At 56.9% G+C, this 24,388-nt stretch carries 20 protein-coding genes and 1 pseudogene; all 21 read right to left on the bottom strand.

Annotated elements, in window-relative coordinates:
- Positions 1–314: 314 nt before the first annotated feature.
- Positions 315–1,208: a UTP--glucose-1-phosphate uridylyltransferase GalF gene (gene galF, locus ET34_RS0107555; protein ID WP_031520862.1), complete on the bottom strand. Its 894-nt coding sequence runs from the start codon at positions 1,206–1,208 to the stop codon at positions 315–317.
- A gap of 217 nt (positions 1,209–1,425) precedes the next feature.
- Entirely contained in the window at positions 1,426–2,421 is a 996-nt protein-coding gene (locus ET34_RS0107550; protein WP_031520860.1) for an NAD-dependent epimerase/dehydratase family protein, read from the bottom strand.
- A 228-nt stretch (positions 2,422–2,649) separates the two neighbouring features.
- Entirely contained in the window at positions 2,650–4,074 is a 1,425-nt protein-coding gene (gene wcaM, locus ET34_RS0107545) for a colanic acid biosynthesis protein WcaM (RefSeq protein ID WP_031520858.1), read from the bottom strand.
- A 15-nt stretch (positions 4,075–4,089) separates the two neighbouring features.
- Positions 4,090–5,310, bottom strand: coding sequence for a colanic acid biosynthesis glycosyltransferase WcaL (gene wcaL, locus ET34_RS0107540; protein WP_031520856.1), 1,221 nt, complete (start codon positions 5,308–5,310; stop codon positions 4,090–4,092).
- Positions 5,307–6,587, bottom strand: coding sequence for a colanic acid biosynthesis pyruvyl transferase WcaK (gene wcaK, locus ET34_RS0107535; protein WP_031520854.1), 1,281 nt, complete (start codon positions 6,585–6,587; stop codon positions 5,307–5,309). Before wcaK ends, wcaL begins: the two co-directional genes overlap by 4 nt.
- A gap of 39 nt (positions 6,588–6,626) precedes the next feature.
- Complete coding sequence (wzxC, locus tag ET34_RS0107530; RefSeq protein WP_031520853.1) at positions 6,627–8,105, bottom strand: colanic acid undecaprenyl disphosphate flippase WzxC; 1,479 nt, start codon at positions 8,103–8,105, stop codon at positions 6,627–6,629.
- A gap of 11 nt (positions 8,106–8,116) precedes the next feature.
- Positions 8,117–9,511 carry an undecaprenyl-phosphate glucose phosphotransferase gene (wcaJ, locus tag ET34_RS0107525; RefSeq protein ID WP_031520851.1) on the bottom strand — a complete coding sequence of 465 codons (1,395 nt, stop codon included), beginning with the start codon at positions 9,509–9,511 and terminating at the stop codon, positions 8,117–8,119.
- A gap of 139 nt (positions 9,512–9,650) precedes the next feature.
- Positions 9,651–11,021: a colanic acid biosynthesis phosphomannomutase CpsG gene (gene cpsG / locus ET34_RS0107520; RefSeq protein ID WP_031520849.1), complete on the bottom strand. Its 1,371-nt coding sequence runs from the start codon at positions 11,019–11,021 to the stop codon at positions 9,651–9,653.
- 41 nt (positions 11,022–11,062) lie between these two features.
- On the bottom strand, positions 11,063–12,508 hold the full coding sequence (gene cpsB, locus ET34_RS0107515) for a mannose-1-phosphate guanyltransferase (protein WP_031520848.1): 1,446 nt from the start codon (positions 12,506–12,508) through the stop codon (positions 11,063–11,065).
- Positions 12,505–13,794: a colanic acid biosynthesis fucosyltransferase WcaI gene (wcaI, locus tag ET34_RS0107510; RefSeq protein WP_072001984.1), complete on the bottom strand. Its 1,290-nt coding sequence runs from the start codon at positions 13,792–13,794 to the stop codon at positions 12,505–12,507. Before wcaI ends, cpsB begins: the two co-directional genes overlap by 4 nt.
- On the bottom strand, positions 13,791–14,270 hold the full coding sequence (locus tag ET34_RS0107505) for a GDP-mannose mannosyl hydrolase (RefSeq protein ID WP_031520844.1): 480 nt from the start codon (positions 14,268–14,270) through the stop codon (positions 13,791–13,793). Before ET34_RS0107505 ends, wcaI begins: the two co-directional genes overlap by 4 nt.
- A 3-nt stretch (positions 14,271–14,273) precedes the next feature.
- Complete coding sequence (gene fcl, locus ET34_RS0107500; RefSeq protein WP_031520842.1) at positions 14,274–15,239, bottom strand: GDP-L-fucose synthase; 966 nt, start codon at positions 15,237–15,239, stop codon at positions 14,274–14,276.
- A gap of 2 nt (positions 15,240–15,241) precedes the next feature.
- Complete coding sequence (gmd, locus tag ET34_RS0107495; RefSeq protein WP_031520840.1) at positions 15,242–16,363, bottom strand: GDP-mannose 4,6-dehydratase; 1,122 nt, start codon at positions 16,361–16,363, stop codon at positions 15,242–15,244.
- A gap of 142 nt (positions 16,364–16,505) precedes the next feature.
- Positions 16,506–17,051, bottom strand: a pseudogene (wcaF, locus tag ET34_RS0107490) (colanic acid biosynthesis acetyltransferase WcaF); the annotation flags it as partial.
- Between the two features lie 45 nt (positions 17,052–17,096).
- The gene (wcaE, locus tag ET34_RS0107485; RefSeq protein WP_031520836.1) at positions 17,097–17,849 is read right to left on the bottom strand and encodes a colanic acid biosynthesis glycosyltransferase WcaE; all 753 of its coding nucleotides are present in this window, start codon (positions 17,847–17,849) and stop codon (positions 17,097–17,099) included.
- Between the two features lie 14 nt (positions 17,850–17,863).
- Positions 17,864–19,084 (bottom strand): colanic acid polymerase WcaD, encoded by a 1,221-nt coding sequence (gene wcaD, locus ET34_RS0107480; protein ID WP_031520834.1) that lies wholly within the window; start codon positions 19,082–19,084, stop codon positions 17,864–17,866.
- Complete coding sequence (gene wcaC, locus ET34_RS0107475; protein WP_031520832.1) at positions 19,059–20,276, bottom strand: colanic acid biosynthesis glycosyltransferase WcaC; 1,218 nt, start codon at positions 20,274–20,276, stop codon at positions 19,059–19,061. The genes wcaD and wcaC overlap by 26 nt, the downstream gene beginning before the upstream one ends.
- A complete protein-coding gene (gene wcaB, locus ET34_RS0107470) occupies positions 20,273–20,761 on the bottom strand; it encodes a colanic acid biosynthesis acetyltransferase WcaB (RefSeq protein ID WP_031520831.1) in 489 nt (162 codons plus the stop codon). Before wcaB ends, wcaC begins: the two co-directional genes overlap by 4 nt.
- Positions 20,762–20,763: 2 nt before the next feature.
- Positions 20,764–21,609 carry a colanic acid biosynthesis glycosyltransferase WcaA gene (gene wcaA / locus ET34_RS0107465; RefSeq protein WP_031520829.1) on the bottom strand — a complete coding sequence of 282 codons (846 nt, stop codon included), beginning with the start codon at positions 21,607–21,609 and terminating at the stop codon, positions 20,764–20,766.
- A gap of 166 nt (positions 21,610–21,775) precedes the next feature.
- Complete coding sequence (gene wzc / locus ET34_RS0107460) at positions 21,776–23,938, bottom strand: tyrosine-protein kinase Wzc (RefSeq protein ID WP_031520827.1); 2,163 nt, start codon at positions 23,936–23,938, stop codon at positions 21,776–21,778.
- 2 nt (positions 23,939–23,940) lie between these two features.
- Positions 23,941–24,384 carry a low molecular weight protein-tyrosine-phosphatase Wzb gene (gene wzb, locus ET34_RS0107455; RefSeq protein ID WP_031520825.1) on the bottom strand — a complete coding sequence of 148 codons (444 nt, stop codon included), beginning with the start codon at positions 24,382–24,384 and terminating at the stop codon, positions 23,941–23,943.
- Positions 24,385–24,388: the final 4 nt, after the last annotated feature.

Genomic DNA, 24,388 nt, shown 5'->3' with positions numbered 1-24,388 from the left:
ACCATTTATTGTCAAAAGAATTAGGTTATGCTACCGCCCCTGGCTTAACAGCTACCAGTGCACTATTATCCAGGCCTTCTGTATCCGAAACGTCATTGATAACACGGGCAGAAAGCATTGTATTTACTTACTTCTGAACCGCTTCTGGCTACTGTCATATGGGAAAAGCCCACATTACACCGACCGCTAATGCTCTGTATTTTGTAATTAATCTCTCAGAAATGCAAAACGGCAGCGTCATTCGGTGTGTAAAAATCAACCAACCTGAATGCTCGACTACCGTTTCGTTATTACTTTGGCTAAAAGGTCAGGCCTTAACCCGCCAGCACCTTCTTAATGCTCTCGCGGAACTTCTGCCCTTCTTTCATATTGCGCAGACCATAGTTTACGAATGCCTGCATGTAACCCATTTTCTTACCGCAGTCGTAGCTTTCGCCTGTCATCAGCGTCGCTTCAACCGGCTGTTTCTTCGCCAGTTCGGCGATGGCGTCGGTCAGCTGGATACGGCCCCAGGCACCCGGTTCGGTATGTTCCAGCTCATTCCAGACATCGGCAGAAAGCACATAGCGGCCTACCGCCATTAGGTCTGAGTTCAGCGTCTGCGGCTGATCCGGCTTCTCAATGAAATCGACAATGCGGCCAATCTTGCCCGGGTTCTCCAGCGGATCCTGAGTGGTAATCACTGAGTACTCAGAGAGATCGCCCGCCATACGTTTTGCCAGCACCTGGCTGCGGCCGGTCTCGTTAAAACGAGCCACCATCGCCGCAAGGTTATAGCGCAGCGGATCGGCGGTTGCGTCGTCGAGAATAATGTCCGGGAGTACAACCACAAACGGGTTGTTGCCGATGATGTGCTGGGCACACAGGATGGAGTGACCCAGGCCCAGCGGCTGGCCCTGACGCACGTTCATAATAGTTACGCCCGGCGGGCAGATGGACTGCACTTCTGCCAGCAGCTGACGCTTAACGCGTTGCTCCAGCAGGGCTTCGAGTTCGTAGGAGGTGTCGAAGTGGTTTTCCACGGCGTTTTTGGAAGAGTGGGTTACGAGAACGATCTCTTTGATGCCCGCCGCGACGATTTCATCGACGATGTACTGAATCATCGGCTTATCAACGATAGGCAGCATCTCTTTAGGGATCGCTTTGGTTGCCGGCAGCATATGCATACCCAGACCCGCTACCGGAATCACCGCTTTCAAATTACTCATTTCTCGTCCACCTCTAAATAGTTGATATTCCAGAATGCCGTAAGCGCGGTCGCTAAAGATCGTTTAATTTCAGCGAGAAACCGCGGTTCTTATATCAAAACATCTTGCTACATAAGAACTGACTTACTGTTCAATGTGGCTCAGAGAATTCGGAAAAGCCAACATCCATGCTGTTTCCAGGAACAACCGCAGCCCGTTATGGGCTGCCCTGTTACCATCATTCAGATACGAAAGTGATATCGTCTTTTTTAACCGCAACAAACTCATATTGTAGCGTGCGATCGAGCCCTTCAGAAAGAGTATAGGGCGCTACAAAACCTGACTGATGCACTTTAGTGGCATCAAACTGCGTAGTCGCGCAGAATTTTTTTACCCGCACTGAACTCACCGCGTATTTTTTACCGGTCACCTTACTCAGGAGATCGAAACAGAGGCCGCCAATCATACCCACCGGATAGGGGAGATGTACGGAGGGGATCTTTTTGTTCAGGCTTTGCTCAACTTCCGCTACCAGCTGGTTCATATTCAGGTCTGGCTTATCAACATAGTTATAGACCTGATAGCCCGGCTCAGCGTGGTGCAGTTTGTACTTTATAAACTCAACGATGTTGCCGACGTAGGCCATCGACTTGTAGTTGTTACCCGCTCCCACCATCGCAAAACGACCGCTGGCAATCTGTTTAAGCAAGTTGTAGACGTTACCGCGGTTACGCTCGCCGAAAATCACCGTTGGGCGCACGATAGTCAGTGAACGTGATTCCGGAGCACGCTCAAACCACTCACGCAGCACTTCTTCAGCCTGCCATTTGCTTTTACCGTAGTGGTTGAATGGATCGACAGGATGATTTTCATCGGGATTGGTTTTGTTCAGCCCGTAAACGGCAACCGAGCTGGTAAAGATGATGTTTTTGATATTGTGCTTATCCATCGCCGCCAGCACATTACGGGTACCCTGCACGTTCACATCGTAGTAAAGCGACGTCGGGCTGACGTCATCACGGTGTTCAGCTGCAAGCAGTACGACGGTTGAGCAGGAAGCGAGCTGACTATCAAGAGAGGCCTGATCGCGCACGTCACCGATGACGGTGAGGTCTGGATAAAAGTGACTCGATTGCTTGTCTACGTTTTTGATATCAAAATCAGAGATAGCGGTTTCAATGAGTCGGGTGCCAACAAAACCGGACGCGCCGATAAAAATGACCTTCTCTTTCATGTCCTGTCCGATGCGTTATTTATGCGAAAAAAAACTGAAAGCGTTCTCCCGCTTTCACAATCAGGAAGCCACTTTCAGTAATTGAATTGCGTCCCTTAAAGTCAGACCGAAAAGTATAACCCTTTCGCCCAGGACCGCCAGTAGAAAAAATCCCAAACCCTGTCAAAGTTCACGATACAAATGAGTGATGTACGGCGGACTGTGGTCGCGATTTGAGATTTTTTCCCATCACCCCTTCCTTGCCGGCAGTGCGAAGTTGATGGTCGATGCATTCAGATGCTGATGATCCAGCCGGTCGATATCCACCGAACTCTCCCCTTTTTCATTCACCGCGTTAATATTCGCCATCGACAGCAGGGTGTCGTGCTTCGCCGCGAACTTGCCGCGCACGTCTTTGCGCAGGTCGAAGTGGAGCCGCATTGCCGGGCCGCGCGATGCTTCCTGCATGATGTCGATATTGCGCAAAAACAGGTGCTGCGGTTTGTTGTGCAGCTCAAGGGAGGCGCGCTTCATCTTCAGGTTGGTGATTGCCACAAACGAGGTGGCATTCCCGGAGGAGATCTGAATGCCGCGCAGCTTCCACGGCAGGTCGCCGTTCTCCAGCGTGACGTCGTTAAGCTTGAAGTTCTGCGGGATAGAGAGGTATTTGCCCCTTACCACGCCGTAGCCAATCAGCATCCCGGCGCTGTTTTTCATCTTCACGTGGTCGATGATGAAGTTATCGCAGCCGTAGATCGCCACCGTGGCGTTATCGATACCCGCCTTTTTGCTGAAGTCCGGGGTAATATTCTCGGCCTGAATATTACGAATGATAAAGTGCTTACCGTTTTCCACGTGCACCAGCTGGCGGCAGTTGCGGCCGGTGATGTTGGCCACCACAAAATGCTTCACCGCCTGGTCTTCCGGGTAGTCGTTATCATAGGTACTGCCCGCCAGCCCGATGCCGATACCCCAGTTGGTTTTGCCGTTGGTGCAGTTGATATCCTCCAGCAGGTGATCGGAGATCAGCAGGTCGCGGTCATTGATGGCGACGTTCCACTCGATGGCATCCCCCTGCAGGCGGCGGAACTGACAGTGGACGATGCGCACGTTGGTCATCTGGTTATGGAAGCCCTGACGCAAAATGGCGTAGTTAGCGTCGTGCACATTGAGGTTTTCCACCAGGAAGTTGTTCATCACCCGCTTCTTCTTACCGCCAATGTAGATCAACGCCACCGGCGCGAGGCCGGTCATCTCCAGATCGCGGATGGTACAGTCGGAGCCGCGCACGTCCAGTACGAGGTTATTGATGCGCCCTTTCCCCTCCCCGCGCACGCTGCAGCCGTCCTGCAGGATAAAACGGCCTTTGCCGTTGCCCTTCATGCCGCCGGCGATACGCAGCGTGGCACCAGGCGGCATCCATACCGCGCTGTTAATGTTGTCGCAGACCAGATCCGCCGGGACATGAACGGTTTTCCCGCTCTGAAAGGCGCGCTTAAAGGCATCCGGCCAGTCGGAACGGAAATAGTCCTGCACGTTGACGGCATCGCCGCCGGTGGCCGCGCGCGCCAGCGGGGAGTGAAGCAGCGGTGAGACGGCCAGCAGCGAGCTGGCCTGAAGCAGAGTACGGCGTGAGAGTGTGGAGAACGCAGTCTTTTGGCTGTCGTTGCGCATAAATCCTCAACGTAGTCAGAGTGTGCTCAGCAGTCCGGAGAGTTTCTGGTAAATCACCTGCTGATTGAAGTCGGTTTCCACCTTCTGGCGGGCGCGGGCGAGCACTGGTTCCAGCGCGTCGCGATCCAGCGCGATAAAGTCTTCCAGGCTCTGGGCCAGCGCCTGCGGGTCGTTTTCCGGCACCAGCCAGCCGGACTCCCCGGCTTCAATCAGCTCGGGAATACCGCTATGGACCGTAGACACCACCGGAATACCGACCGCCATCGCTTCCATCAGCGCCACCGGAATACCTTCCATATCGCCATCGATACCGGTCACAGACGGCAGCAGGAACAGGTCCGCCTGATCCAGCATCGCCTTCACCTCGTGGCTCGGTTTAAAGCCCGGCATGAAAATGACGTCGTCCAGCTGATACTGTTCGATCAGGGTGCGCAGACGCCGCTCCCAGGGACCGATGCCCAGTATGTTGTAACGAAAATCAACGCCGCGCCCTTTCAACAGGCGGCAGGCTTCGATGGCAACGTGCAGCCCTTTTTTCTCTGTGAGACGCGCCACGGAGATAATCTCCAGCGGCGAGCCGGGGGCTTTGGTCGGGCGACGGGAGAATTTCTCCATGTCCACGCCCATGCGCGACACGGCAATTTTCTGCGGTGGACAGCCCATCTCTTTCAGGCGTCCGGCCCAGAGATCGCTGATTGGCAGCATCAGGTCGCCGCGGTCGAACAGCTTTTTGTATTCCGGGATATAGTGCTCCAGCACTTCGCGGTGCGACACGTCAATCCCGTGGAACACGGTAGCGATTTTCCCGCGCAGCACTCCCAGCTCGCGCAGTTTGGCGGCGGTAACACCCGCCGGGCCAAAGTGGGCGATGAAGACGTCGGCGCTGATGGTCCCCTGCACCCGGCCACAGATAGCCGAGAGGATCAGGTTGCGGGCTTCATCCCCGTAGCGCGCCATGTTCAGCGCCCGCCAGGTGCGGCCTTTGGTGATGCCCTTCAGGGTGCTGCCGGCACGGAACTTCAGCTTATCGACCTTGCCCTCCGGCTCGTCGAGCAGCCAGGTGGTTTTCTGCGCCAGGTTATACTGCTGCCACGCCGCATGGGTGTTCTGCAGGTCGCCTTTGTGGATGGAAACAATCTCCACCTCATAGCCCATGTTAATGAAGGCCACGATCTGATTGAGCACGAAGGTTTCAGAAGCGACCGGGAATTTCAGCAGGAAGAAGCTGACTTTCATGCGCGGCCTCCCGCGCGCGCCAGCACGGATTTCACCATCTGCTGGCCCTTCTCGCGTTCGGCAGCCACGGCCACGGCCAGACGCTGGTTGATCTCCGGCAGCTGGCCGAGGGTATCGGCCACCATCGCCTGCAGCGAGCCGTCCAGCAGATGGCGGATCTCAATCGCCATCTCCGGCATGCCGAGCTGCTGCATGATGCCCGCCGACTTGTGCTCATAGTTGATAGCAATTGCCGGGGTGGCAAAGTTCATAGAGATGATCGCCGAGTGCAGGCGCGTACCCACGGTCAGTGCGCAGGCACCGAGGATCTTGCCCATCTCCAGATCGTTAAGCTCGTCCATGACCACGTGGAAGCGGGACGGATCTTTCACCCGCTTGCTGAGGTTGAGCGCCACCATGCGGTCATCTTTGTTGTAACTGTCGATGCCGGTACAGGTCGAGAGCGCCAGCACCTGATAGCCTTCGTCGATAATGCGGTTTACCACATCGGCAAATGCCTGCTCGTAAGCCTGCTGGGTGGTGCCGAGGCGCTTATCGAATGGGGCCAGCTCACGCAGGGTGATGGCCACGGTTTTTTCGCGCGCCGCCACGTCCAGCCAGTGCTGCACCGCGTAGCTGGCAACGAAGTCATCGTTGTGATGCTCCACCAGCCAGGCGGTATCCACCCCCAGCTCCACTTTCGAGGTGTCGATCTGGCCTTTTTTCATCAGATCAAGGCTGACGGTTTCACGCAGGATCAGCGCATCGCAGTGGCCAAACACGTAGTTCGCCAGCTGGTTAAACTGCGGCTCCTGGAACGGGCCGACGCTGTGACCAATCATATACAGCGGCTTTTTCGCCATAAAGGCACACAGGGCGTGCTCGAACTGCGGCGTGCCGTAGAGATCGACAAAGAACGAGCCGCCGACCTGAATAATCGCATCGTAGCCGCTCAGCAGGCTGACGAAATCGGTAAAGCCCTGCGGCAGGGAGATATTACGCAGCTTGCCGTTGCCGGTCACTTTCGACAGCAGCACCTGGTGCTGGTAGCGACGGCGCAGCACTTTCTTCACCCGGCCCATTACGCCCGCGGCGTTGTTAAACTGCTTCATCTGCTTGTAGAGCGGGTCCGGCATCACCTCGCGATCCAGCAGCCAGGCGGAGCTCACCGGATAGCGGCTCATGACGTCCACCTCGGCGGTGGGGTCCTGCAGGGAGATGGAATCAATCAATCCGCGCAAAATGGCGCTGTCACCGCGGTTACCACAGGTGTGGTTGCCTAAAATTAGTAACTTCATGTTGACCTCAAAACGGGGTTCTAATAATGGATGTCCGGCTTAACCAGCGCGAAGCAGCATTTTCATTTTTTCGTTGCGGCAGAACTGACGCTTCAGCTCCACCACCAGCGCATTGCGCGACAGCACAATCATTACGCCGAAGGCCAGCACGCCGGCTGCAATCTGCACGGCTAACAGTGAGGCCAGCGGCAGATGACCTTTAAGCGCCACGCCCAGCGCCCAGCTCACCACCAGGGTGGGCAGCGACAGGTAAAACGGCAGCCAGATGCTCTGGATGTACTGACGGTAGCTGGAGCCCAGCACCGGTTTAATCATCACGAAGTAGCTCAGCACGGTGTTGATAATCTGCACAAGCAGGAAGCCCAGCGTGACGCCCAGCGCACCCGCCATGTGTCCGCCGATGATAATTGCCGGAATAAACAGGAAGGTTTTAAACACGTTGAACTTGAAGCTGATATCGACGCGCGCTTTCGCCATCAGCAGCGAACCGATGGGGTTGCCGATGGAGCGCAGCAGGCCGACGATGCACAGCAGCTGCAGGATTGGGATAATGCTCACCCACTTCTCACCAAACACCAGCGGCACGAAGTTATTGGCGACCACCATCAGGCCGAGCAGCGCCGGGAAGTTGATGATCCCCACCACCGACAGCAGCTTGTAGAAGTTCACGCGCAGCTTATCGATGTCGTCCTGGATCTTGGCGAACGCCGGGAACAGCACGCGGGTAATGATCGGGTTGAGCTTCATCGGCGGTACCACCGCCACGTTGTAAGCCAGGTTGTAACCCCCGGCGACGCTGGCCCCGAGAATACGCGCCAGCACCAGCGTCGAAAGGTTCGTGTTGACGTAGTTGATCAGGCTGTCGGCGGTCAGCCACGCCCCGAAACGCAGGTTTGATGCCACCGACGCCAGCGAGAAGTGCAGCCCCGGACGATAAATTTTCCGCCCGAAGAAGCCGAACAGCGCCGTGCGCACCAGGCTGTTAACCAGATAGCCCCAGATAGCGGTCATCGCTACCGGCCAGTACTGGGCGGTCACTACCGTGAAGGTAAAGCCCGCCAGCACCGAAAAGGTCTCAATCGAACCGATCTTGCTGAACTCCAGCTCTTTTTGCATCAGGGCGCGGAACTGCTGCCCGTGCGGGATCACCACGAAGGCAAACGCCAGGGTCTTGATCAGCGGTGCCAGGTCCGGGTTATTCAGCGCATCGGCAATCACGTCGCCCAGCAGGAACATCGCCACGCACACCACCAGCCCCAGCCCGACGTTGAGCCAGTAGAGGGTAGTCAGTTCGAGATTCGAGATCTCCTTGCGCTGGATAATCGAGTTGGCGATGCCGAAGTCAGACAGGGTATCGGCGAGGGCGATAATCACCAGCGCCACCGTCAGCAGGCCGAACTGGTGACTGTCGATGATGCGCGCCAGCACCGTCATCTGGATCAGCCCGAGGCTAATGATGATGACGGTGGCCATGGCTGACCACTTCGCCCCGCTGATGGTTTTATTTCTCAGGCTCATCGCGTACTCACTTAATAGGCCGCTTTGTTAACAAAGCCTTTGAAGATGGTCAGAAAGACGATTTTGATATCGAACCAGACGCTCCACTCGCGGATGTATTCCAGATCGAACTCGATGCGTTTTTCCATTTTTTCCAGCGTGTCGGTCTCGCCGCGCCAGCCGTTAATCTGCGCCCAGCCGGTAATACCCGGTTTCACCTTATGACGCAGCATGTAGCCCTGAATCAGGGTGCGGTACTGCTCGTTGTGCGCCACAGCGTGCGGGCGCGGACCGACGATAGACATGCCACCGGTCAGTACGTTGATAAACTGCGGCAGTTCGTCGAGGGAGGTGCGGCGCAGGAAGTTGCCCACCCGGGTCACCCGCGGGTCGTTCTGGGTCGCCTGGGTCACCACCGCGTCGTTTTCCATCACGCGCATTGAGCGGAACTTCCACACCTTGATCGGCTTACCGTCCATGCCGTAGCGCGTCTGACGGAAAATAATCGGACCAGGGGAGCTCATCTTCACCGCCACCGCGATGCAGCACAGCACCGGGGAGATCAGCAGCAGGATCAGCGAGGAGAGAATAATGTCCTCAACGCGTTTCAGGATGCGGTTGATACCGCTCAGCGGAGTATCGAACAGCGGCACCACCGGTACGCCGTTCACCTCTTCGATGCGCGAGTGCAGGATGTTGAAGGTAAACACATCCGGGATGAGGATCACTGAGCAGGTGGTATCGGCAAGCGCACGCACCAGCTTCTTGATCTTCGGCTCGTCACACATCGGCATGGCGATATAAATATTGTGGATCTTCCCGGCGCGGGCATCTTCCACCAGCTGCTCCAGGGTACCGGCCCACTGAGCCGACACGCCCTCTTCGGTGGGATCCTGATACACCCCGACCACCTCGAAACCAAGCCACGGCTGGTTGCGGAAGCTTTCTGCCAGCTCGCTACCCACCGGCAGCGCACCGGCGATGGCCACGCGGCGCGTGTTATACCCGAGATTACGCAGGCAACCCGCCCCGAAGCGGATAAAGGAACGGCACACCACCAGCCCGACGCTGCTGAGGAAGTACCAGGCGAAAATCAGGCCAAACGAGGCATCAAAATCGCTGTTAAAGGCCATTAACCCGGCGCTGAAGATGATGCTCAGCGTCCAGTTCTGCAGCAGCAACAGCAGTTCGGTGGATATTTTCACCCCGCGCCAGGAGCGGTAGAAGTCGGTGATCCCCCCGATCATCTGGAACACCACCAGCGTCATCAGGGCCATCAGCAAATGGATGTAGAAAAACGGCAGCGCGTAAAACTTACATACCAGCCACAGTCCGAAGAACATGATGGTGATATCAGAGAATCGTTGCACCATTGAAATTAACGATGCATTCGTTTTCGCCCGTTCGCGTTTTTTTAGATTTGTCATCGTTGTACCTGTAAGCGCCAAAGCGCAGTGTAGACGGTCGGCGTCGTCTGGTCCTTTTCACAGTAAGGGACGCCATACGCGTCTCGCCTCACCTTCCATTCGTGTGTTACGACGGGCCGGGAGCGCCGACCCGAGGTAATTACTGCGTCAGCAGTGCCAGAATCTCTTTGGTGCGCGCCTGCATCAGTTCGGTGTTACCGCGCGACTCAACGTTGAGACGCACCACCGGCTCGGTATTCGAGCTGCGCAGGTTAAAGCGCCAGTCCACGAACGCCATGCTGATGCCATCGGTGCGGTCTACCGACAGCGCCTGGGAGGCAAAGTGCTGCTCGACGCGGGCAATCGCCTCTGCCGGCGCGGCAATCTTGTTGTTGATTTCGCCGCTGGCCGGGAACGCCGCCATGCGGTCGCGCACCAGCTCGCCCAGCGACTGGCCTTTCAGGCTCAGCAGCTCGGCCACCAGCAGCCACGGGATCATGCCGCTGTCGCAGTAAGCGAAATCACGGAAGTAGTGATGGGCGCTCATTTCGCCGCCGTAGATGGCGTCTTCCTGGCGCATGCGCTCCTTAATGAAGGCGTGGCCGGTTTTCGACATCACCGGGGTGCCGCCCGCGGCGTTTACCACGTCCACGGTATTCCAGGAGAGACGCGGGTCGTGAATGATCTTCGCGCCAGGGTGTTTTTCGAGGAACGCTTCGGCCAGCAGGCCAACGATGTAGTAGCCCTCGATAAACTGACCGGTTTCGTCGAACAGGAAGCAGCGGTCAAAGTCGCCGTCGAAGGCGATGCCCATGTCTGCCCCATGCTCGATCACCGCGTTGCGAGTATCGTCGCGGCACTCCGGCAGCAGCGGGTTAGGGATACCGTTCGGGAAGTTACCGTCCGGGGTGTTGTGCACCTTGATGAACTCCACCGGCACGCCCAGCGTTTTGAAGCGCGCTTCGATGGCATCCACCACCGGGCCGGCCGCGCCGTTCCCGGAGTTGATCACCAGCTTCAGCGGCGTCAGGTTGCTGACGTCGATATAACCCAGCAGGTGGTCGATATAGGCGTCACGCAGGTTAATCTGCTTATAGCTGCCGCGCGCAGCCTCGTTCACCGGCGGGAAGTCGTTGGCTTCGGCCAGGCGCTGCACGTCGCGCAGCCCGGTGTCGCCGCTGATCGGGCGCGCGCCTTCGCGCACCAGCTTCATGCCGTTATAGTCCATCGGGTTGTGGCTGGCGGTGACTTCAATGCCGCCGTCCACGCCGAGGTGGAAGGTGGCAAAGTAGATCTCTTCGGTACCGGACAGGCCGATATCCAGCACGTCCACGCCGGCATCCTGCAGACCGCGCGCCAGCGCCAGCTTCAGGGCTTCACTGGTCAGGCGCACGTCGCCGCCCAGCACGATGGTTTTTGGTTTCAGAAACTCGCCGTAGGCGCGGCCAATCCGCCACGCAATATCTTCGTTCAGCTCTTCGCCCAGACGGCCACGAATGTCATAGGCTTTGAAACAGGTTAACTTTTCCATTTTTTTATCTCTTACGTCGTTTTTTATCGGAAAAACGTCAGTTATACGCGCCCGTAGCGGTCAGCAAACCGCACCACGTCGTCCTCTTCGAGGTACGAGCCGGAACGCACTTCAATCAGGTCGAGCGGGATCTTGCCGGGGTTTTCCAGGCAGTGGGTGGCACCGAGCGGGATGTAGATCGACTCGTTCTCGCCCAGCAGTTTGATCTCGTCATCGATGGTCACCTTCGCGGTGCCTGCCACCACAATCCAGTGCTCGGCGCGGTGATGGTGCATCTGCACCGACAGCCCTTCACCCGGCTTCACGGTGATACGCTTCACCTGATAGCGGTCGCCGGAATCGATGGAGTCATACTTGCCCCACGGGCGATACACTTCGCGGTGGATGTGATGCTCATGGCGACCGTCGGCTTTGATCTGCTCCACCACCTTTTTCACGTCCTGGACGTGATTACGGTCGGCAATCAGCACCGCATCTTTGGTCTGCACCACCACCAGATCCTTTACGCCAACCGTCGTCACGAGGCCGGATTCGGCGTAGACGTAGCTGTTTTCGGTCTTATGGCTGATGACGTCGCCATGATGGACGTTTCCCTCCGGGGTCCGCGGGCTAATCTCCCACAGCGATGACCAGGAGCCGACATCGCTCCAGCCTGCATCCATCGGAACCACCACCGCATCGGCGGTTTTTTCCATCACCGCGTAGTCGATAGACTCTTCCGGGCAGGCGAGGAAGGCTTCCTCATCCACACGCACGAAATCGAGATCCGGGTCAACGGTGCTCATGGCGCGCTCGCAGGCTTCCAGAATGTCCGGACGGTATTTGCCCAGCTCTTCCAGGAAGCGACCGGCGCGGAACAGGAACATCCCGCTGTTCCAGTAGTACTCGCCGGAGGCGACATAGGCCTGGGCGGTATCGAGATTCGGTTTCTCCACAAACTGCGCCACGCTGAACGCCACGGCGTCCACCTCTGCGGTACCCGGGTTGGAGACCTCGCCGCGGCGAATGTAGCCGTAGCCGGTTTCCGGCAGATCCGGCACGATGCCGAAGGTCACCAGCTTGCCGCTTTCGGCAAACGGCATCGCATTACGCACCGCCTGGCGGAACGCGTCTTCGTTCTGGATAACGTGGTCTGCCGCCAGCACCAGCATCAGCGGATCGCTGTCCGGGCTGTTGCGTTTAGCCGCCAGCGCCGCCAGGGCGATAGCCGGCGCGGTGTTGCGGCCCGCCGGTTCAAGAATGATGTTTTCGGTCAGCTTGTTGAGCTGACGCAGCTGCTCGGCGACGATAAAGCGGTGCTGCTCGTTGCAGATCACCACCGGGCTTTCGCACTGCACGCCGTTCAGGCGGCAGATGGTGGCCTGCAGCATGGTGAGTTCCCCTTTCAGGCAGAGAAACTGTTTCGGATAAAGCACGCGGGAGAGCGGCCACAGACGGCTGCCAGAGCCGCCTGCCATAATCACCGGGTAGAGTTGTGACTGACTCATGATTGATCCCCGTATCCACCGTCGCTCACGGTCGCGTGCGGCACAGCCTGCACGCCCTCGCGTTGCGCGGTGATATCAGCAATAAACTGGCTTAACACGTTCTCTTTTTCGAGCGTGCGTTCGGCATATTCACGTGCCACCGTGTTCTCTTCGGGCATCGCCAGCGCCTGCAGGATACCTGCCGCCAGCGCATCGACGGATTCAGGCTCTACGCACACGGCAATGCCCGGATAATTTGTGCAAAGCTGCCCCAGCTCGGTCTGCGCCTCGGCGGTGATCACCGCGTTGCCGCCGACCGCCAGAATGTTGGTGAGCTTGGAAGGCAGGACCGCATCTGCTGCACCGCGACGCTGGATAACCAGGTGGCAGTCGCCCATTTTCAGCAGGGCCGGCAGCGCCTCGTAAGGCTGGAGCGGGAAGAATTTCACGTTGGTCAGGCCGCGCTCGGCCACCATCTTCTCAAGGCGCGCTTTACCGCCGCCCTGGCCGACAATGGCGAAGGTCCAGGCCTGATTGCGGAAGCGGTCCGCCACTTCAATGACGTTCTCAAGCCCCTGCTTCTCACCGACGTTACCGGAGTAGAGCAGGACTTTATGGTCAGCGGGCAGCCCAAGCTGGCTGCGCAGCGCCGCCACCTGTGCGGCCTCAACGTCGCGAAAACGCGCCACTTCTGACCAGTTCGGGAAGAAGACCACCCGCGACGGCTCGACGCCTTTCTCGATGGCTTTGTTCATCATCGAGCGCGAAATGGTAGAGACGTTATCAACGTTGTGCAGCGCACTGCGTTCAAAGCGGCTGGCGAGACGGGCAACGGTGCCGCCCTCCCCTTTGCCGGCCATACCAAGACCGAGCATCGCGTCCACTTCGTAATCCTGAATGTGCAGCACGGTGTGCGCCCCGGTGAGCTTCGCCAGCAGGCGCATGCCCGGTGAGCAGAACAGGGTCGGCACCACGCCGATAATCACATCGGGTTTCCAGCGGCGCTGGCCCAGCAGCGGGAACAGCGAGCTGAATGCAAAGCTCCCGAGGTGGATCAGGCGCTTCAGGGTAGAAGGCTGTTTCGGCACGTAGAGCGGGCAGCGCCAGACGGTTGCTTCGCCCTGCTCTTTGCGGTAGCGCCAGCTGGCGTAGCCGTTCTGTACCGCCCACTGCGGGTAGTACGGCGGCGCGGTGATGACGTGAACGTCATGGCCCTGACGGGCCATCCATTCCACCATCTCGCCGGTGTATTTGCCGGTGCCGGTCAGTTCAGGGGCATAGTTGATGCCATACACCAGAATCTTCATAGCCCCGGCGCCTCCGCCTTACGTTCGTCCAGAAAATAGGCGCGGCTGTTGTCATGCACATCGTCGCGCGCCAGCAGCGCTTCAGGGGTCTGCCAGCGGTAGTCGTTGTGCTGCTCGGTAGGGAGGCGGAGATCCGCCTCCTGCACCTTCAGCCGGAAGCCCAGCACGATGTAGTGGGTCGAAAAATCGCTGCCGGAGAAGTTATCGTCGTAAAAATGCTGCCATACGCCGTAAAACTCGCCGTCACCCATCGTGAAGCCTTTGCCCAGTTCCGCCTGCGTCAGACGTTCAAACGCGGCGGCCAGGGTCTCATCTTTCTGCACGCGTCCCCCCGGCACGAACCAGAAGCCCTGTGCCGGACGGTTATTGCGTTTGCCGAGCAGAAACTCTCCCCGCTGGTTCTCAACGATCAGATCGATGGAGATAAGCGGCGTGGAGCGCACCACGGTGGCAAAGTCTTGCTGGCTTAAAAACATCCCTTACCCCCGGAACCGGTTCTGGTTTTCAAGGAACCACTGATAGGTGCTGGCCAGACCCGCTTCCAGCGAGATCTCGTGATACCAGCCCAGCGCGTGCAGACGGGTGACGTCGAGCAGTTTGCGCGGTGTGCCGTCCGGCTTGGTGGCATCAAACACCACGCGGCCCTTGTAACCCGTGACCTGGGCGATGGTCTGCGCCAGTTCGCGAATGGTGCAGTCCACCCCGGTGCCGACGTTGATGTGCGACAGCATCGGTTCGGTGTTCTCCTGCCATACCTCGCGGTCCAGCTCCATGATGTGAATGCTGGCCGCTGCCATGTCATCCACGTGCAGGAACTCGCGCATCGGCGTACCGCTCCCCCACACCACCACGTCAGGCGCGTTCTGCCCGGTCGCTTCATGGAAGCGGCGCAGCAGCGCCGGAATGACATGCGAGTTGCTCGGGTGGAAGTTGTCGTTCGGCCCGTACAGGTTGGTCGGCATCACCGAGCGGTAATCGCGATCGTGCTGGCGGTTATAGGACTCGCACAGCTTGATCCCGGCGATTTTGGCAATCGCGTACGGCTCGTTGGTCGGCTCCAGCGTCCCCTGCAGCAGTTCGCTCTCGGCGATAGGCTGTTTCGCCAGCTTCGGGTAAATACAGGATGAGCCGAGGAACAGCAGCTTGTTCACGTTGTTCAGGTGAGCCGCGTGAATGATGTTGCTCTCGATCATCATGTTTTCGTAGATGAAGTCGGCCGGGTAGGTATTGTTCGCCACAATACCGCCCACTTTCGCCGCCGCCAGGTAAACCTGGTCAATCTGCTGCTCAGCGAAGAAGGCGTTCACCGCCCCGCTGTCCAGCAGGTTGAGCTCATCACGATTGCGCAGCACCAGCTCTACATCGTCACGCTGTTCGAGCTGGCGTACGATGGCCGACCCCACCATTCCGCGGTGGCCGGCAACGAAGACACGTTGTTTTTTCATGCTCAGGACTCCAGCGCGATGGCAACCTCGTAGCCATGAGACTTAAGCAACGAGTGTTTTTTCGCCGCTTCGAGATCTTTGGCAACCATCTCGGAGACCATTTCCTGCAGGGTGATTTCCGGTTTCCAGCCCAGTTTTTCGTGTGCTTTGGTCGGGTCGCCGAGCAGGGTTTCCACTTCAGCAGGACGGAAGTAGCGCGGGTCAACCTGAACGATAACGTCGCCCGGCTTCACGCCCGGTGCGTCGTGACCGGTAACGGAAACCACGATGCCTTTCTCGTCAACGCCGGTGCCTTCGAAGCGCAGTTTGATGCCGAGCTGTGCAGCAGCCATCTCAACGAACTGACGTACGGAGTACTGCACGCCTGTCGCAATAACGAAGTCTTCCGGCTGCTCCTGCTGCAGCATCATCCACTGCATTTTCACGTAGTCTTTGGCATGGCCCCAGTCACGCAGGGAGTCCATGTTGCCGAGGTGCAGGCAGGATTCCAGGCCCTGAGCGATATTGGCGATAGCGCGGGTGATTTTGCGGGTCACGAAGGTTTCGCCGCGACGCGGGGATTCGTGGTTGAACAGAATGCCGTTGCAGGCATACATGCCATAGGATTCACGGTAGTTCACGGTGATCCAGTAAGCGTAGAGTTTTGCAACCGCATATGGAGAGCGCGGGTAGAACGGAGTGGTCTCTTTCTGCGGGATTTCCTGCACCAGACCGTACAGCTCAGAGGTAGACGCCTGGTAGAAACGGGTTTTCTTCTCAAGGCCGAGGAAACGAATGGCTTCCAGCAGACGCAGGGTACCCATCGCATCCACATCCGCGGTGTATTCCGGGGATTCGAAGGAGACCGCAACGTGGCTCATCGCGCCCAGGTTGTACACTTCGTCCGGCTGCACTTCCTGCAGGATACGGGTCAGGTTGGAGGTATCCGTCAGATCGCCGTAGTGCAGGTGGAATTTCGGGTTGTTGCTGTGCGGATCCTGATAGATGTGATCCACGCGCTCGGTATTAAAGGACGATGCACGACGCTTAATACCGTGCACTTCATAGCCTTTTTCCAGCAGAAGTTCAGCAAGGTAGGAGCCATCCTGACCGGTTACACCTGTGATGAGAGCAACTTTACTCATGGTTTCATTTCCTCTGTTATTCGACTATGCCTTAGACGTTTTCAAAAAAGGCGGATTTCGTGTTGCCCTGTTCAGGCGCTTGCGGTGAGAGTCCACTCTCACCCCGGTCCCCTCTTTCCTGAGGGGTCAAATCATGTCCCGTTTCATCGGGAACGCGTTGCCGCACGATGACGGCCGGGTTACCCCGACACACCACGTTCGGCGGTAAAGATTTAAAGACGCTGCTGCGGGCACCGACCACGGTGGTATCGCCAATGGTCACGCCGGGTGCCACAAACACATCGGTGGCCAGCCAGCACTTCTCGCCAATCACAATCGGCGTGGCGGTAATATCAAAGTGCTCGCTTAAATAGTCATGGCTGCCGGTGCACAGATAACATTTCTGAGAAACCACCGCGTTGGCACCGATGGTAATATCGCCTAGGGTATACAGCACCGCGTCGTCGCCAACCCAGGCGTAATCGCCGAGGGTTAATTTCCACGGGTAGGTTATTTTTACCGATGGACGAATAACCACATTCTTACCAATACGGGCACCAAACAGACGTAATAAAAAGGCTCGCCAGCGGTAGGCTATTTGCGGAGACCAGGCAAATAACGTGGCCTGCACCGCCCACCAGAGTTGAACTTTAATAGCATTGCCACCCCGGAAGCCCGCAGGCACCGAGAATCCTCTTAAATTTTGCATAGTATTTCCCTATATTAACCGCGTAAGGATATTCTTAAATATGGTTTACGCTTTGTGATATAAGGCTTTTGTCTTACCGGTGGTGCGCATCCGTAATAAATAAGATAATTCTGCCCAGAAGCCCGGCACACGTAATATTTTACGCTGTACATTTTTTGCGTCGCGACAGAGTTCCATATTATTAGAGGTGGATACACCGCCCATCGAAAATTCAGACACGAGGCCTTTAATTCGTTTAAAGGCATAGCCTGATTTATACAGGCTGGCGGCCAGCGCATAATCGGATGAGACTTTATATTGTAAATCGTAGGGGTGGCGCTTTAGTCCATCGACCGGGAAGAAGATTGCCTGATGGCTGGCCGGCAGGCTGTGATAAATATACCAGCCGTGTTTCGCACTGCGGCGAATTTTTGTGCCGTCACCAAAATCAAGCAGCGCATCGCCAATATACATGGCGCGCTCGGACTGCGGCTTACTGGCGAGTTCGCGCACCACGTCACTGACGTCTTCGTGGAACACATCGCCGGAGTTGAGGAAGATTGCAAAGCGGCCTTCGGCCATGTTGATGCCTTTATTCATGGCATCATAAATACCGTTATCTTTTTCGCTGATGTAACGTAAGTTGTACTGTCCGTTGAGGTTTTCGAGGAAACCTGCGGTGCCGTCACCGGAGCCGCCGTCGACGACAATCCACTCAAAGGTAATGTCCGTTGCCTTCGCCAGATGCGCCAGCGACTGCCAGGTTTTCACCACCCCTTCGTAATTTTTCCAGGCGACAGTAATAACGCTTAATAACATTTCGGCATACCTCATCAGGAATCAGCGATTTTTAACGCTTTTCTCAGAATAAACGGACAGACAATTAAGAACGCATATTCCGGGCTAAATATCGAACCGGTAAAAAAGAGCGAGACCGGTGTGAACAAGTAGAGCTGAACACGAAAGTTTTGGTTATTGCCAAATGCGTTTCGCGCCATTTTCAAAATCTTGTACATGAACCAGCAAGCCAGCAACACTGCAAACCATGAGAAATAGATGATGAGCAGGTAGAGGCCATTGTCTATGGTTTTACCGACATCCGCACCGTTAAAAATTCCGAATGATGCAACATATTCATAAAGTGAACCGAAACGTACCACACCATCGATATTGGTTAATGAGTAGCCGACCATCGCCAGCGGACCAATGATACGATAATATGATGACGACCCTTCCGTTCCCAGATCGCCGAGGCGGTCCGCAATATACGGAAACGCAAATACCAGCCCGACGATAAAGACACCCAGAGAGATTATTGCCAGCGGCAATTTCTTTCTGATGGCACTTTTATTAAGATATTGAAACGCCCATTCCAGCAGATAGAAAATGATGAACGTCATTACCCCTGAAAACGATCCGGATAACACTATTCCGGCAAGGATCATACCATCGGTTTTCGGCGTTTTGATACCAAACTGTTTGATGCAGAGCCAAATTGAGATTAACGCCAGAGCAAAAAACGCCGGTTCGAAATAGAACGCGGTGGTGCGTCGGCCGCCAAACTTAATAAAATTCAGAACATAGCTGTTACTGTAAATAAGATATTTCGAAATTGCTTCAATTAAACTGCTGCCGCCGGTGAGAATAATTTCCGCCATTTCCACTGCTGCCAGGCCTACCACCAGCGTGATCACCACGTAAAACAGCCGCAGGATTTTCTTGTGGTTGCGCGCCGAGATGGTTTTGAAGCGGATCGCCCACACCATACTGATGATGATCACCAGATAGACGAACAGCATGGTGGAGGTCACGTACTTACTGGCATCCAGCGAGCGGCCAAACAGGTAGTTAAACAGCGTTAAGCCGGCACCAATCCCCAGGCCAATCATCAGCTTTTTAAGGTTGATCTTCTCTACGTACAGCAACAGCAGCAGCGGCAGGAAGGTGACGATGGTGATCGGAAAACTTTCGCCCAGCTGGGCGATCTTGATATTGACCACCAGATAGATAAACGGCAGCAGCAGATAGCTACAGACCCTGATAGAACGAGACATATTCCTCCAGCATCTGTTTTCCGCTGTACGCCTCACGGCTGCGCGCGCGAAACGTCGCCAGCTCCGTGCCAAAAATCGCCTGGGCGATCTCCGCTTTATTGCGCTGCACCAGGGACAACACCTTATCGTCATCGACGGTGACGCCGCCCGACTTGCGCAATACCTCTTCCGCCGCCTCGCTGTGGGTGGCAATCACCGGTACGCCGATGGAGAGCGCTTCGCACAGGATCAGCGGGTAGTTATCCACCCGCGAGCTGAACACCAGGGCATCCATCTGATTCAGCTCGCTCATCAGTTTCTTTTTGTCGGTCAGGAAGCCGTGGTTCACCACGTTGGCCCCCTCAAACGGCGAGAATTTGCCGAAGGTGTGCACTTCGATCTTGTCGCCGAGGGCGACCATCTCGCTGACCAGCTTCTGATTGGTTTTGCCGTCGTAGCGCAGGTCGTGCGCCACGACCGCGATTTTCGGCGTGCCGACGCGCGCCGGCGGCTCCGGCAGCTCGGCCAGAATCGCTTCGGTCGCGACGTCGATGCCGTTGTTGATAATCTTGCACTGCCCTGCCCCGTAGAGGCTGTTGAACGCCTCCGCCACATGCTGGCTTGGAGAGATAAACTGGCAGCCGAGGGCGAGCATTTCGGTGAAGCAGCGGCGCTTGTCATCCACCAGCTGGCGGGCGCGATCCACTTTTACCGGCGGGTAGTTGCTGAGCGTCGGGCATTTAACGCAGCCGCGCTTCCAGCCGTCGCAGCCGTCCAGAAACGCACAGCGTCCGGTGACGCTCCAGTGATCGTGCAGCGTCCAGACAAAGGTGACATCGGCTTTATGGGCGCGCAGGCGGTGGCAGAATTTCACCACCTCATCGAGATTCAGCCAGTAGCTGTGCAGCACGTGGAAGTGCAGCACCACCGGTCCATGCGTGCCGACGATCTGGCGGTAGAGATTATTGAGGTTGCCGAACAGGTCGCGGTTGAAGAAGCGGAACAGCGCAATGTTCGCCATCGACACCAGACGCGGGGTCTGTTTTTCCACCTGGCGGAACTGGTCATGGCTGACGCTCTTTTTACCGCCCTTGCCATAGCCATAAATAAAGCGGGAGTGCATCCCCTGGTTGAGCGCACGCTGATGCAGATCGAGCGCGACGCCTGCCGCCCCGCCTTCCGCGAGACGCACGTTAAATTGCAGGATATTCACGCGATCACCTTAATTTTTGCTTTTTCGCCGACCACCAGCGCGTTATCCGGTACGTCGGTCACTACCACGCTGCCAGCACCGACAATCACGTTGTTACCGATGGTGATGTCACCAATCAGAATGGCGTTAGCGCCCAGCTCCACGCCGTTTCCGATTTTCGGGCAGGCGAGGCTGTCCGGGCCGCGGTTGCCAATGGTGACGCCGTGACGGATGGTGAAATCATCCCCGGCAACGACGTTTTTATTGATTACCACCGCGTAGCCGTGGTGGATGGTGAAACGACGTCCGATGGTAGCCGCAGCCTGAATTTCGTAGCCGAACAGGCATTCGGTAATGAACCGGTAGAGCACCAGCACCGGCGCGGCCCAGATATTGTTAATGACGTGTTTTTTACGCCATACCGAGCAGAAATGAGCGATGCGGTAAGCGATCACCATGCAGCACGGGCGCAGGCTCCAGCTATTGGCGCGCAGATCTTCCATTATCATTACTTACTCCGCAGTCCGTCAGTCAGGCGCTTGGTGTTACGCACGCTCAGCAGCGTCAGCAGGGTACGGAAGCTCATCTGCTTGTTGCGGATCTGATACAGCGTAAACAGCTGGTATTTCTTGCTGGCGCGGTCAAATACATGCTTGTGTTTGCGATAGAAATTGAAATAACCGGCAAACTTCTTCGCCGATTTGGTGATCTGCATTTCGCCGTGGTTAACGTGCAGGATCTGCGTCGCCTCTTCCACTTTGAACGGCTCGCCGTACTGCAGCACCATACGCAGGAAGATGTCGTAATCCTGCGCGGCCATCAGATGGACGTCGAACAGGCACTCTTTGAAGCGCCAGGCGAAGGTAAACACCTGGTTGCCGACAATGTTGCGCTTGAAGAACAGCTTCAGCGACCAGGGCGATTTCGGGTAAAGCGGCAGACTGGTGGGCTGGGAGTAAACCTGGCCTTCGCACATGTAGTCATTGGCATACAGGAACGCGTGGGTCTGCAGCTTGTCTTTGTGCGCCAGGAATACCGACAGGCGATTCGGGGTCCACTCGTCATCATCATCGATGCCGGTGATAAAGGTTCCCTTCGACTTGAGGATCGCCTGGTTACGTACCGAGCAGGCGCCGGAGTTGTAATCGTTGCGGATGTACGTCACGCGCGGATCCCCCAGCTCGTCCACAAACTGCTGCAGCTGTTCGTACGCCGCGGAGCAGTCATCAACGATGATCATTTCCCAGTTGTCGTAATCCTGGCGCAGCACGGATTTGATAGCGCGGATAGCCAGTTGCTGACGGTTCCATGTCGGCATATAGATTGAAATGAGCGGGCGCGATGTGCTGGTCATATTCCGTTCCCCGATGTGGTTAATTTTTACGATGGGTGTGGCCACCCTCACCCGGTTTTATTGTTGTATTCCGGCAGCGTCACCCTCACCCCGCCCCTCTCCCGGCGGGAGAGGGTGCAGACACGTCACGTTCAGGGGAGGTGTGGGATGAGGGAAAGACGACCGGTTATTTTTTGTCCGACTTGTACTCGTACTCGTAATAACCGTAATCCTGGTAGCCGGTGGCGCGGCGGAAGATGGAGTTGAGGATCACCCCTTTCACCTGAATACCGTTCTGCTCGAAGCGGCTGAGGCTGGTTTCCACCTCTTTCAGGGTGTTGACCGCATAACGGGCCACCATCAGGGTGGTACCGGCATGACGCCCTACCACCGCGGCATCGGTCACCGCCAGGATTGGCGGGGTATCGATCAGCACCAGGTCATAGTTTTTGCTCGCCCACTCCACCAGCTGGGTGAAGCGCTCGCTCATCAGCAGCTCAGACGGGTTCGGCGGCACCTGACCACGCGGCACCAGGTCAAAGTTCGGGATGGAGGTCGGCTTCGCACACTGCGAGACTTCCCCCATGCCTGCCAGAATATCGGACAGCCCGTTGACGTTGTTGGTACCCAGCAGTTCGTGGGTATAGCCCTTACGCATGTCGCAGTCGATCAGCAGCACGCGCTTGTTGGTCTGGCTAATCACCGCCGCGAGGTTGGCGCAGACAAAGGTTTTACCGATAGACGGGCTGACCCCGGTCATCATCAGCACGTTGTTGCTGGCCTGCATCATGGCGAAGTGCAGACTGGTACGCAGGCTACGAATCGCTTCGATGGCCAGATCGGTTGGGTTCCCCACCGCCAGCAGCTGACTCTGCTTGTACCGCTTAACCCCTTTGGTGGTTTGCACGTTATCACGCGCCTTCTGCCACTCGGAGAGCGGGATGCTGGCGTAGACGCTGATCCCGGCCTCTTCCAGCACCTGCGGGCTTTCGATACCGCGGTTAAACAGCGAGCGCAGCAGTACACCCACGATGGAGAGCAGAAGGCCGAGGATGATGGCACCCAGAATAATCAGGGCGCGTTTCGGCTTCACGATGCCCGGCTGAGCAATCGCCGGGTCAACGATACGCACATCGCCCACGGTGCTCGCTTCGGTGATCTTCAGCTCCTGCTGCTTGTTGAGCAGTTGCATGTAGACCTGCTGACCGGACTCCACGTCGCGGGTCAGACGCACGATCTCCTGCTGGGTTTTCGGCATCGCCGTCACACGGTCGTTCAGACGTGCTTTCTCATCTTCCAGCGCCTGGCGTTTTTCCAGCAGCGTGCGGTACGCCGGGTGCGCTTTGGTATAGAGCTTGGAGATTTCCGCTTCTTTAAAGGTCAGCTCATTAAGCTGGGCGTCGATATTGACCATCGAATCCAGCACCGCTTTTGCTTCCAGCGGCAGGTCAACCGAGTCTTTATCCTGACGGAAGGCGTTCAGCTTGTTCTCCGCAACATCGAGGTTGTGACGCACTTCCGGCAGCTGCTTCGCCAGGAAGGCAAGGCTTTTCGCCGCCTCTTCTGACTTGCGCTGCACGTTCTGCTCAAGGTAGTTGCGGGTAATGCTGTTAAGGATGTCGCGGATCTGGTCGCGGTCCTCACCGGTGTAGGTCAGGCTCAGTACCCCGGAATCCTTACCGTTCTCGGTCACAACCAGATTGTTTTTCAGCTGGTTAACCATGCCGAGGGTGGAGTATTTGGTAACGGTAAAGGTGCTGCCTTCCGCGGCCTTGATCTCGCTCACCGTGATGCTGACGCCGTTTTTATTCAGCGGCTGGCCTACTTCGCCCCGGGCGCTGAAGCCCGCATCGCTGGTCAGCTCATACTGTTTCGGCCCCAGCACCTCCAGGGTGAACACGTCATTTGCCGTGCCTTTAGGCAGGTTAAAGGTGGTGACCGACACCGTGTCGTTGGCGCGTCCCATCAGGCGATCCCAGCCAGCGCCAAAGATCGGGAAGCTGTTTTTCTGCACCGCGATATCGAGGTTCAGATCGTCTACCGTTTTACCCAGCACCAGACGAGAGGTGATGAGCTGAATTTCCGCCTGCGACGCCGGCGGCTTGTTGCTCAGCGCGCTGTTAATGTCCTGCACCAGCGAGTTGCCGGAGTTCTGCTCAATCTGCACCATCGCATCGGCGCTGTAGATTGGCGTGGCGAACATCACATACACCAGGGCCGCCAGCGCAAACAGCGCGGTGATCCCCAGCACCCACCAGCGCGCCTCGATAACTGTCCCTATCAGACGGCCGATATCAATTTCATCGTTGCCTTCACTCGAGGCGGCAGAATGTCTCACGTGATCTGTCATTGTTATCCCTGCTGAGCTTTCAGTGCATGCGCCCACTTGCGGGCAGAATGGTCAAGGAGTGAATAGACCGCTTCAAATGCCTCGCGGCTTTTGCGGTACGGGTCCGGGATCTCGCGTTCGTTATCCCAGTGTCCGAACAGCATCACCTTGCCACGCATCTCCGGTGCCATTTCGCATAGCGTATGGATATGGCGTTTTTCCATGGCGAGGATCAGGTCGTATTCGCGGCACAGACGTCCGGTAAGCTGACGCGCAACGTGCCCTTCCAGGGAAAGATCGTGCGCCTGCGCGACATCAATGGCGGTAGCGTCTGCCCCTTTTCCGACCAGCGCCCCCAGCCCGGCTGACTCCACAGTCAGTTCCGGCTGGTAGCGCCTGAGCAGGCGCTCCGCCGTGGGGGAACGACAAATGTTCCCCACACACACCACTAAGATTTTGTTAAACATGGGC

Source organism: Siccibacter colletis, from assembly GCF_000696575.1.
Lineage (GTDB): Bacteria > Pseudomonadota > Gammaproteobacteria > Enterobacterales > Enterobacteriaceae > Siccibacter > Siccibacter colletis.
Note: the sequence above shows the minus strand (reverse complement) of the source record. Positions and strands in the feature narration are given on the sequence as shown.